The sequence below is a fragment of the Nonomuraea sp. NPDC050310 genome (assembly GCF_040655795.1).
In the GTDB taxonomy this organism is placed as follows: domain Bacteria; phylum Actinomycetota; class Actinomycetes; order Streptosporangiales; family Streptosporangiaceae; genus Nonomuraea.
On sequence record NZ_JBFAKP010000015.1, the window covers coordinates 148,044 to 158,705 of the forward strand.

The window sequence follows — 10,662 nt, forward strand, 5'->3', positions numbered from 1 at the left end:
CCGTCTCCGGGTGCCGCGGGCTCAGGCCGACGTCTCGGCCGGGGTCGGGGCCCGTTCCGCGGCGCGTCCGCGCGGGGCCGGGCCCGGTGCGCTTGCGGGGCCTCGCCTTCCCGGCGGCCCGGTACGGCTCGCGCCGGGCGGCTGCCCGTCACGTTCCCGCCCTCAGCCGTTGTCCCGTTGCGCCGAACCCGTACCGCCCATTTATAGTGGAGCCCATCATTAATCTTCGTCAAGAGGGGGACCATGTGACGCCCGCCGTGACCGGGGGCGACCTCCAGCACCTGCGCCGCCTCAACGCCCTGGCCGTGATCGCCGCGCTGCGCGAGGGCGGCCCGCTGCCCCTCACCCAGGTGGCCGAACGGGCCGAGCTGGCCCGGGCGACGGTCAAGGAGGTCGTGCGCGAGCTCACCGAGCAGGGCTGGGTGGCCGAGATGGAGCCCGCCGGGGGCGCGAAGGGGCGGCCGGCCCGCCGCTACCGCTTCCGCGCCGACCGGGGCCGGGTGCTCGGCCTCGACATAGGGGCGCACAAGGTCCTGGCCGCGCTGGCCGACCTCGACGGCAACGTCGTGCACCTGGCCCGCGAGGAGGTGACCCCGGCGATGAGCCGCCAGGAGCGGCTGGCCGCGGTCGACCGGGCCGCCAGCGCCTGCCTGGCCGCCTCGGGCACCGCGCCCGAGCAGGTCTGGGCCGCCGTCGCGGGCAGCACCGGCTACATCGACCTCGACGGCAACGTGGTGCTGTCGCGGGCGATCGAGGACTGGTCGGGCGTGCCGCTCGCCGCCCACCTGGGCGACCTGCTGCCCTGCCCGGTGCTGGTGGAGAACGACAGCCGGCTGGCCGCCCTGGCCGAGTGCCGGCGCGGCGCGGCCCGCGGCGTGCGCAACATGGTCTTCCTGCACCTCGGCCGGCGCGGCGGCGCGGCCATCGTGCTCGACGGCGTCCCGCTGCGCGGCGGCGGGGGCGCGGCGGGCGAGATCGGCGTGCACCCGCTGTTCCGCCTCGGCGGAGCCAGCGAGGTGCTGCGCTCCCCCGGCCCCGGCTCGGCCGCCGACGACGGCGCCGTCTTCGAGGCCGCCCGCCGCGGCGAGCCCGCCGCGCAGGCCGCGGTCATCCGGTACGCCAAGGTGATCGGCCTGGCCGCGGCGGCGATGTCGCTCACCGTCGATCCCGACCTGGTCGTGCTCGGCGGCGGTTTCTCCCGCTCGGCCGACGTGCTGCTCCCGCCGCTGCGGGCCGAGCTGGAGGCGATGTGCCTGCGCATCCCGGCGGTGCTGGCCTCCACGCTGGGCGACGAGTGCGTGGCGGTCGGGGCGGTGTGCCACGCGGTCGAGCACCTCAACACGGTGTTGTTCAACCCGGAGACGGGGCCGGTAACGGTGTAGTCCACCGGATAGTCGGGCTGGCGGCGGTCAGGCGATGTCGCAGATGCGGGTGCCGGTGGCGACGCTCTCCCCCACGACGGCGGCCAGGCCCCGGACCATTCCGGGCTTGTGCGCGGTGATCGGCTGCTCCATCTTCATGGCCTCCAGCACCACCACCAGGTCGCCCGCGGCCACCGTCTGGCCGTCCTGGACCGCCACCTTGACCAGGGTGCCCTGCATCGGGGAGACCAGGGCGTCGCCGGTCGAAGCGCCGGGGCCGCGCGTGGCGGAGCGGCGCCCGGCCCGCCGCCCGGCGCCCGTAGCCGCGACGACCTGCGCCCCGACCTGGACGGGCATGCTCACCTCGACGCGCCTGCCGTCCACCTCGATGACGTAGACGGCGCGCTCCTCCGCCGGGTACGGCTCGCCGGAACCGCCGTCGTAGGCGGGCAGCCGGCCGCCGAACTCGCTCTCGATCCAGCGCGTGTGCACCCGGAACGCCTCCCCGGCGAAGTCCGGGTCGGCGACCACCGCCGCGTGGAAGGGCAGCGTGGTGGGCAGCCCCGCGACCTCGAACTCGGCCAGCGCCCGGCGGGCCCGCTCCAGCGCCTGCCGCCGGGTGGACCCGGTGACGATCAGCTTGGCGAGCATGGAGTCCCAGGCCGGCGAGACGACCGAGCCCTCCTCCACGCCCGAGTCGATCCGCACGCCGGGACCGCCGGGGACCCGCCAGCGCGTCACCACGCCCGGTCCCGGCAGGAAGCCGCGGCCAGGGTCCTCGGCGTTGATCCGGAACTCGATCGAGTGGCCGCGCGGCTCGGGGTCGCCGTAGCCGAGCTCCTCGCCCTCGGCGATCCGGAACATCTCCCTGACCAGGTCGATCCCGGTGACCTCCTCGGTCACCGGGTGCTCCACCTGGAGCCTGGTGTTGACCTCCAGGAAGGCCGGCGTGCCGTCCTCGGCCAGCAGGAACTCGCAGGTCCCCGCGCCCACGTAGCCCACCTCGCGCAGGATCCGCCGGGAGGCCTCGCGCAACCGCCGGTCCTGCTCGGCGGTCAGGAAGGGCGCGGGGGCCTCCTCGACGAGCTTCTGGTGGCGGCGCTGGAGCGAGCAGTCGCGGGTGGAGACCACGACGACGTTGCCGAAGCGGTCGGCCAGGCACTGCGTCTCCACGTGCCTCGGCCGGTCGAGGTAGCGCTCGACGAAGCACTCGCCGCGGCCGAAGGCGGCGACCGCCTCGCGCACCGCGCTGTCGAACAGGTCGGGGATCTCCTCCAGGGTGCGGGCGACCTTCAGGCCGCGGCCGCCTCCGCCGTACACCGCCTTGATCGCGACCGGCAGGCCGTGCCGGCGGGCGAAGGCGGTGACCTCGGCGGCGCCGCCGACCGCGTCGGTGGTGCCGGGCGCGAGCGGCGCGCCGGCAGCCTCGGCGATCAGCCGGGCCGACACCTTGTCGCCGAGCCGCCGGATGGCCTCCGGCGGCGGGCCGATCCAGACCAGCCCGGCGTCCAGGACGGCCTGGGCGAAGTCGGCGTTCTCCGACAGGAAGCCGTAGCCGGGGTGCACCGCGTCCGCGCCGGAGTCGCGCGCGACCCGCAGCAGCTTGGCCACGTCGAGGTAGGTCTCACCGAGGCTCTGCCCGTCCAGGCGGAAGGCCTCGTCGGCGAGGCGCAGGTGCGGCGCGTCCCGGTCGGACTCGGCGTAGACGGCGACGCTGGTGAGCCCGGCGTCCCGGCAGGCGCGCGCGACCCGTATGGCGATCTCGCCGCGGTTGGCGATGAGCACCTTGCGCAGGGCCCGGCCCGCGGCGCGCTCACGCATCGCCCACCGCCACGGCGTCGGCCCGGCGCGCGGACCGCCTCGGCGGCCGGTCGGGCAGCCGGCCCTCCCGCTTCAGCACGCGCAGGGTGGGGCTGTCGAGCCGGCCCGGCCGGCGCCGGTGCAGCGGCACGAGCGGATCGGGCAGCAGGCGCTGCAGCGTGAACACCGCCCGCAGCCCCAGCTTGACCAGCAGCTCGCCGAGCGGGTGCGGGTCTTCGAGCTGCTGCACGCGCCGCATGTTCGGCGGGATCACGGTGAGGATGAAGGTACGGCCCAGCCCGCGCAACGGGCGCGGGAACCAGCGCTCGGCGAACTGGCGGACGAACGCCTCGCTCGCCTCGTGGCCCTTGCCGGTGCGCGGCCAGTGCCGGGCGTCGTACTCGTCGGCGAAGTCGACCATCTCGTCGAAGCCGGCGGGAAAACCCTGCACGGGAACTCCCCCTTCGGAGGTGACGTGCTCGCAGAGCGCTCGGGCCCAGCGGTGGTAGGCGGTCTTCAGCCGCTCGGAGTAGCCGGGCAGGCCGACGAGTTGCTGGAGGCGGTGGGGCAGGACGGCCAGCAGGCACATGCCCTGGACGTAGTCCTCGTTGTGCGCGAACGCGCCCGGCACGCCCTTGGCCACCGCCTCGTGGATCCGGTTGAGCAGGTCCATCGAGCGCTTGACCGGCTCGCTGCCGGGCGGGTGCAGGTACCACGTCCACAGGAAGTAGGCGCTGTCCTCGAAGCGGCGCTGCGGGCGGTGCACGACCTTGCCGCCGAAGATGAGCGCCTCGCCACCGTGCCTGGGCATGGTCACGTCCATGAAGTTGACCACGTAGCCGACGTTGAGCAGGAACTCGTTGAGCCGGTAGAGGGCGATCAGGCGGACCATCTCGTGGTACTGCGTGGCCGGGTCGAGGCGGTCGAGCTCCCGGTCGATCCACTTGTACCGCAGGCCCCTCATTCGCCCGCCCTCTCGGGGGCGGCGAAGGCCGGGAACAGGCCGGCGACCCGGTCGAGCAGGGCGTTGTGCTCCTTGGTCAGCGCCTCCAGGCGGTGCCTTAAGTGGCCGACCTCGCAGAAGAGACCGGAGATGATCGCGCTCTCGTCGCCCCCGTGGTCCCTGTAGGGGTGTTCCTCTCGGCGGTGCTCTTCTCGCCGGTGCTCTGTTCCGCGCTGGTCTGTTCCGCGCTGGTCTGTATGGCGGGGCTCTGTACGGCGGGGCCAGGTGCCGTCCAGGTCGATCGCCCGGGTCAGCACGTCCACCACCCGGCGTTGCAGCGCCGGGCTCGGCTCCAGGCCCAGCTCGCCGCCCAGCCGGGCCCGCAGCCGCTCGTAGATCGACAACGCCTCGGCCTGCCGTCCGCACCGGTAGAGCGCGACCATCAGCAGGTCGTGGAACCGCTCGCGGAAGGGGTGCTCGCCGATCAGGCCCTCCAGCGCGGCGATGATCTCATGGTGGCGGCCCAGGCGCAGGTTGGCGTCGTGCAGGGCTTCGAGGGCCGACAGCCGCCGCTCCTCGAGCTGGACCGCGAAGGTGGCGCAGACGTCGCCGCAGATGGCGTCCTCCAGCGGCAGGCCGCGCCACAGGTCGAGCCCCTGCCGCAGCAGCGTGGCGGCGCGCCCCGGATCGGCGGCGACCATCGCCCTGCCTTGGTCGGACAGCTCCAGGAACCGGTCGGCGTCCGTCTTCACCGGGCCGTGGCGCATCACGTAGCCCGACTCCTGGGTCAGGATCGCCCAGTCGCCCGGGCCCGGGCGCAGGCCGTCCATCAGGCGGCGCAGCCGCGCGACGGTGGCCTGCAGCGAGTTGACCGCCGTGACCGGCGGGTTGGCGCCCCACAGCTCGGCGATGAGGCGATCGGAGGACAACACCTGGCCGGCTTTGATCACCAAGGTGGCGAGCAGGGCTCGCTGCTTCCGGCCCGGCGGAACGACCCGGCGCCGGTGCTCGTCGTCGAAAATCTCCACCGGACCGAGAATGCGGAATCGTATCACCTGCCACTCCCCGAATGAGTTTCATATTTCTCGCCGGGCCCGGCCCCGTGCAATTCCAGCTTTCCGGGCCCACATCCGGGAACACTAATTTCCGAAGCGGCGAATTGCACGTCTGATATTCGTGACATACACCGGGACTCCAGCGCCTCTCCAGCGAAAACGCCGCCACCTGGGATGATGGACGGCGAGAATGCCAAGCTTCGTTCGACGGACCATTCTTCGGCGCTGTCCGTAGCGAGAAGAATTCGTTCCGTGTTCACCTGTGCGCCGCCTGGGATTGAGGCGTCTACGTGCGGAAGCTTGCTCGCTACACCCACTTCCAGATGCTTGATGGCGATGCTAACGTTAGACCTACTCACGCACGGTGGCGTTTTCGGTTAAGCACGCACGGCGCAAATGGGAAAACGCCGGGTGCGCGCAGGTCCCAGCCCGTCAATGCGAAGGGAAAGCCAACAATGAGCGTCTCCAAGAAGCTTGACTACGACCTGTCCGCCCTCCCACTCGATGTCTTCGACCTGGCCGACACCGGCCTCACGGTCGAGTCCCTCACCGCCGGCCACGGCATGCCGGAGAACGCCGCCTCAGGGCCGTGCAGCATCGGCTGCTGCTCCTGCGTGGCCTGACCAGCACCGACCGTGCCGCCCGCCCCGGCGGGCGGCACCGTCCCGGCAACGAAGGGGGAACCGGTGGAGCCCACACGCGCCCCCGGCTGTGGGGCGGAGGTGCACGAGCCGCTGGTGGTGCGCGTGGCGGGGCTGCCTGCTCGCGTGCTGGGGTCTTTGCGGTTCGACACGCTCTTCGCCGAGGCCGGGGCGTTGGTGGACCTGGAGTCCGAACTCCGGACCGAAGGGGTCGAACTGGCCGAAGCCCTCCACCCCATCATCGGCCCTCCCCCGCGTCCCACCCCCGCACCCACCCCTGTGGCCGGGACCACCCACGCGCCCACCTCCGGCCCCGTCTGGGTCTCCGCCGCCGCGACAGCACCTGCTGGGCCCGCCTCCCCCCAGGAAGCCGGGGATGCCACCTGCGTGGAGGAGGTCGGGAGTGTGGTGAACGCAGGCGTGGGTGGGGGTGTCGTGGGCGTGAGCCTGGCAAACGCGCGCCTGGCGAACGGCGGCGGCTCGGGTCTGACGAACGCGGTTCGGCCGTATGTGGTCGGGCTGCGGCGGGCGCTGCATCAGGGGCGCCTGCCGGGAAACGGCGAGTGGAGCCCGCAGGTGGCAAGCGCCCTGCCCGACGAGCTCGCCGCCCGGGTGGCCTGCTGGGTGGAGCGGCTGGGCGACTGGCGGCGACGAGTAGCGGACCTGCCCGAAGTCCTGGAGAAGGAGAGCACCGGCAAGCTGGCCGCGCTACGGGAGGCAGCCGCACACCCGCATCTACGGCGGGCCCTGGCCCAGGCCAGCCCCACGTTGTCGGCTGAGCTGGACAAGTGGCTCGCCCACGGTGATCGGCGACTACGGCGGGCGTCACTGGTCCGGCTGGCCAAGTACGTCAGCCGGGCGGCGGCCAAGACCAGCCCGTACAGCACCTTCACCATCACCGGCACCGCCGACTGGACCTCCGACGGGCCGGCGGTGTCGCTGGACCTCAGCGCACCGGTCGCGGGCGTGGTGGAACTCGACGGCCTGCCGCTGCGGCGGCTTGCACAGCGGCTACGCGACGACCCCCGGTTGCGCTCCCGGCTACCTGTCCGGGCCAATCCCAGCGTCACCCTGCACGATGGGGTGATCAGCTTCCTGGGGCCCCAGCCCGACGAGCCGATCCTGTCCCTCCCGGCCACCCCGGCGCTGCTGCACTGCCTGCAGGTGGCCGGCGCGAGCGAGCCCCTCACCCGGGACGGTCTGCGTGATCGGCTGGCCCGCCGGGCGGACGAGGCGGAGGTGATCGGACGGTTCCTCGACGGTCTCCTCGACGTCGGCTTGCTGGAACGGCAGGCTCCGATCGTCGAGCACGCCGCCGACCCCTTCGCGCCGCTGACAGCTCTGTACGGCGGACTGCCGGAGGTGGCCGAGCCGGTGCGGCGGCTGTGTGAGGCGCTGGACAGGCCCGGACCGATCCGTGACCTCGCCGGGGAGCGTGCCCGGCAGCGAGCCCTCCAGCAGGCCGCCGACGAGCTCGGCCTGACCAGAGGCGGTGCAGGGCGCGACCTGGGGCCGGGGGAGCCCAGTGCGGGGCCGGTGGGGCGGGAGAGTGCGGTCTTCACCAGGTCCGCCGCGAGTTGCGCGTTGCCTCGGTGGGCGGACGCGCTCGACGATCTCGATACGGTCCGCCGGTGGCTGGGTGCGTTCGACCCCACGTTGCCGCTGCGGGTGGTGCTCGGGGCGTTCTGCGCGGAGCGGTTCGGGCCGGAGTATCGGGTGCCGTTCCTGGTGGTGCACCGGGCCGTGCACGAGGCGCTGGCCCGTCCGGAGAGCCGGCACGGGCGGCTGCTGTCCGCGGTGCTGACGGCGCCGCCTGGCGAGCTGGTCGCCGACCACGGACTGCCGCGCCTGCGGGAGCTCGGCCGGATCAGGGACGCGGCCCGGCAAGCGGTCACCGAGTCCTGGCCCGGCACGCTGAAGGAGTCACCCGCCGGCGGGCCCGCCCTCCCGCGGGTGTCGCTGCCCGGTCGGCCCAGCGACCTGCGGGACACGCTGGCCAGCCGGTCGGACGCCCTGCGGGAGTTGCTGGGGAGCCGGCCTGCGTGGGTGGCTGGGCCCGGGTCGCTGGCGTGCTACGTGCAGCCGATTCCCGGGCCCGGGCCCGTCCGGTTGGTGGTGAATGCGGCGCATGCCGGGTACGGCAGGGGGCGTAGCAGGGTGGTTCAGCTGGTGGAGCGGGCGGGTGGGGCGGTCTCCAGGGATCCGGGCTGGCCTGTGCCGCTGCCGGTGGCCGAGGTGGGGGGTGGGTTCGGGTCGGCGTTGAATCGGCGGGTGCCCAGCGCGGGTTACGAGATCGACTATCCCTTCGCCGCGAGTGGGCGGGCTGAGGAGCAGCGGATTCCGCTGGGGGAGCTTGAGGTGGTGCCTGAGCCGGGCACGGGGCTCGCCCAACTGTGGTCGCGGCGGCTGAATCAGCGGGTGCGGCCGATGCATCTGGGGATGATGGCCGACATTCTGCTCCCTCCGGCGGCGCGGTTGCTGACGTTGGGGTTCGGGGGGAGCTACTTCCTTTATCCGAGTCTGCCGCTTTTCCCGGCGCCCGCTCCAAGGGCGGGGGTCGAGGTCTCGCCTCGGGTGGAGGTGGGGCGGGTGGTGGTGCAGCGGGCGCGGTGGGCGGTGCCGACAGGGCTGGTGCCCGTCCAGCGCAAGGGTGAGCAGGATGCGGGCTACTACCTGCGGGTGCTCGGCTGGGTCAGGGAGATCGGGTTGCCGGAGCGGTGTTTCGTCCGTGCGCCGGTGACCGGGCGGGGGCGGCTCGGGGCGATCTCCGACAAGTCTCGCAAGCCGCTGTACGTCGACTTCACCAACTGGCTGCTGGTGCTGGTGCTCGACCAGGCGGTGCGGGAGGCGGGGGCGGTGGTGGTGTTCGAGGAGGCGCTGCCCGATCCGGCGACGGCAGAAGGCGCCGTCACCGAGTTCCTGCTGGAGATCGGGGAGGGCGGACGTGCATGAATCGGCCTGGGTGAGCGCCCACGCGTTCCATCCCGCCGACCTCGACGAGCTGCTCGTACGGGTGGTCTCACCGCTGGTCGGCGAGCTGACCGGCAAGGGCCTGCTGAGGCGCTGCTTCTTCCTGCGGTACTGGGACGGCGGCAACCACCTGCGGTTGCGGATCCTGCCGGACGACCCGGCCGACCGGCCTGCCGTACGGCGGCTGGTGGAGGAGCGGTTCGCGGACCACTTCGCGCGCCATCCCGCGGCCGGCGGCCCGTCCCCTGAGGAGTACGCGGCGCAGGCGCGGGCTCTAGCCGCTCGCGAGGGCGTGCGCGACTACGAGCCGCGGCCGTTTCCGGTGAACACGGTCCGGTTCATGGCCTACCGCCGCGAGCACGGCCGGTACGGGTACGGGGCCGACATCGAGGCGGTCGAGCGGCACTTCGACGAGTCCAGCCGGCTCGCCCTGGCCCTGCTGACCCGCGGGCTGTCGGCGGACCGGCTGGCGGGAGCGGGGCTGGCCATGCTCCTGCTCACCCGGTTCTGCGGCGGCCGTCCCCCGGCGGTCGCGCCCGAGGGCGAGGAGGTGCCCGCCAGGGTGGTGGAGCTGGCCGGGCAGATGCGGCTGCTGGCCGGGCGTGCGGCCGACCTGCCCGCGCGCTGGCCGCTGGTCGCCTGGGCCCGGTCGGTCTCCGCCCTGGCCCGCGCGCTCGACGGCGGCGGGGCCGGGCGGCCCCGGCCCGGTGACGTGCTCGACCTCTGCGCCCACCTGGTGTGCAACCGGCTGGGCCTGGCTCCCCCGCTGGAGTCGCGGCTGAGGCGGCTGACGGCCGGCGCGCTGGCCCGGCTGGAGCAGGCATGACCGCGCTGACCTCGCTGGAGCGGATATGACCGGCGCCGGCTGGCACAGCGTCCACGTGCACTACCACGGCGACGACCGGGGCCTGGTGCTCGACGCCGTCCGGCCCCTGTTCCGCCGGCTGGCCGGCCTGGTGACCGGCGCGCATCATCTGCGGCACTGGCGGCAGGGTCCGCAGCTACGGCTCAACCTGCGGACCACCCCGGACCGCTTCGCCGAGGTGGTCCTGCCCGCCGTGGACGAGCTGATCGGCGGCTACCTGCGCGCCCGCCCCTCGACCCGCCGCCTCGACCCGGCGGCCGTCCTGCCCGAGCATCGGCGGCTGGCCGCGCTGGAGGACGAGCGCGGGCCGCTGGAGCCGTGGTGCCCGGACAACTCCTTCCATGTCGCCCCCTACGACGACCGGGTGCACGTCCTGGGCACGCCCGAGATGGCCGGGCTGCTGGCCGGCTTCTACGCCGACACCACCGACCTCGCCTTCGACCTGACCGAGGGCTGCGCCGGCGCGGGTAGCCTGCTGGCCGCCGCCTTCGACCTGGTGGTCGCGACCGCGCACACGCTCACCGAGGACGGCATCGGCCGCGGCTTCGTCTCGCTGCGCTCGCACGCCGAGGGCTTCCTCAGCCTCGACCCGCGCGGCCCGGAGCGCCGGGCGGCCTGGGAGGCGCACCGCCGCCGCCACGCCGACGCCCTCGCCGCCCGGCTGCACGCGGTGGTCACCGAGCCGGGCCGCGTGCCGTACGTCCCGGATTGGGTGGCGGCCCTGGGCCGCCACCGGGCGCGCGCCCGCGCGCTGCTCGCCGCGGGCACCTTCGTCATGCCGTACGGCGAGGCCGCCGCCGAGGAGCGGCTGGGCCGGGCGAGCCCGTTCCACCGGGCCCTGTTCGCCGATCCGGACTGGGCGGCCCGGCGCGCCTCGCCCGGCTTCGCGCTGAGCAGGCTGGCCCTGAACACCACCTACCTGCACCTCACCCGGCTCGGGATCGCGCCCGCGGAGCGGTTCCTGCTGTGCCATCTGGCCGCCGGGACCGTCGAGGACAGCTTCGCCCCGCTCCAGGAGAGGTGAGCA

At 73.8% G+C, this 10,662-nt stretch carries 8 protein-coding genes; 5 read left to right on the forward strand and 3 right to left on the reverse strand.

Annotated features, from left to right (window positions below):
- Positions 1-245 precede the first annotated feature (245 nt).
- Positions 246-1,382, forward strand: a complete 1,137-nt coding sequence (locus AB0I67_RS29585) for an ROK family transcriptional regulator (RefSeq protein WP_357929833.1) — start codon at positions 246-248, stop codon at positions 1,380-1,382.
- 27 nt (positions 1,383-1,409) lie between these two features.
- Here the strand turns inward: AB0I67_RS29585 and AB0I67_RS29590 are convergent, their stop codons facing one another.
- The 3 genes from AB0I67_RS29590 to AB0I67_RS29600 are packed head-to-tail and all read right to left on the reverse strand — an operon-like array spanning position 1,410 to position 5,132.
- Positions 1,410-3,155 (reverse strand): biotin carboxylase N-terminal domain-containing protein, encoded by a 1,746-nt coding sequence (locus tag AB0I67_RS29590; RefSeq protein ID WP_357929935.1) that lies wholly within the window; start codon positions 3,153-3,155, stop codon positions 1,410-1,412.
- Positions 3,156-3,174: 19 nt separating this feature from the next.
- Positions 3,175-4,125, reverse strand: a complete 951-nt coding sequence (locus AB0I67_RS29595; protein WP_357929836.1) for a hypothetical protein — start codon at positions 4,123-4,125, stop codon at positions 3,175-3,177.
- Positions 4,122-5,132, reverse strand: a complete 1,011-nt coding sequence (locus AB0I67_RS29600; RefSeq protein WP_357929838.1) for an AfsR/SARP family transcriptional regulator — start codon at positions 5,130-5,132, stop codon at positions 4,122-4,124. Before AB0I67_RS29600 ends, AB0I67_RS29595 begins: the two co-directional genes overlap by 4 nt.
- A gap of 482 nt (positions 5,133-5,614) precedes the next feature.
- On the opposite strand from AB0I67_RS29600, the gene AB0I67_RS29605 reads away from it, so the two are divergent.
- From AB0I67_RS29605 to AB0I67_RS29620, 4 genes are all read left to right on the forward strand, one after another.
- Entirely contained in the window at positions 5,615-5,782 is a 168-nt protein-coding gene (locus tag AB0I67_RS29605) for a thiomuracin/GE37468 family thiazolyl RiPP peptide (RefSeq protein WP_357929841.1), read from the forward strand.
- Between the two features lie 63 nt (positions 5,783-5,845).
- Positions 5,846-8,752 (forward strand): lantibiotic dehydratase, encoded by a 2,907-nt coding sequence (locus AB0I67_RS29610; RefSeq protein WP_357929843.1) that lies wholly within the window; start codon positions 5,846-5,848, stop codon positions 8,750-8,752.
- Positions 8,745-9,596, forward strand: a complete 852-nt coding sequence (locus AB0I67_RS29615; RefSeq protein WP_357929846.1) for a lantibiotic dehydratase C-terminal domain-containing protein — start codon at positions 8,745-8,747, stop codon at positions 9,594-9,596. Before AB0I67_RS29610 ends, AB0I67_RS29615 begins: the two co-directional genes overlap by 8 nt.
- Before the next feature lie 25 nt (positions 9,597-9,621).
- Positions 9,622-10,659 carry a thiopeptide maturation pyridine synthase gene (locus AB0I67_RS29620; RefSeq protein ID WP_357929849.1) on the forward strand — a complete coding sequence of 346 codons (1,038 nt, stop codon included), beginning with the start codon at positions 9,622-9,624 and terminating at the stop codon, positions 10,657-10,659.
- Positions 10,660-10,662: the final 3 nt, after the last annotated feature.

What these genes read in the sequence shown, in the direction of transcription:
- AB0I67_RS29595 (WP_357929836.1), bottom strand. Translation starts at nt 4,125, where the DNA reads ATGAGGGGCCTGCGGTACAAGTGGATCGACCGGGAGCTCGACCGCCTC.
- AB0I67_RS29605 (WP_357929841.1), top strand. Translation starts at nt 5,615, where the DNA reads ATGAGCGTCTCCAAGAAGCTTGACTACGACCTGTCCGCCCTCCCACTC.
- AB0I67_RS29620 (WP_357929849.1), top strand. Translation starts at nt 9,622, where the DNA reads ATGACCGGCGCCGGCTGGCACAGCGTCCACGTGCACTACCACGGCGAC.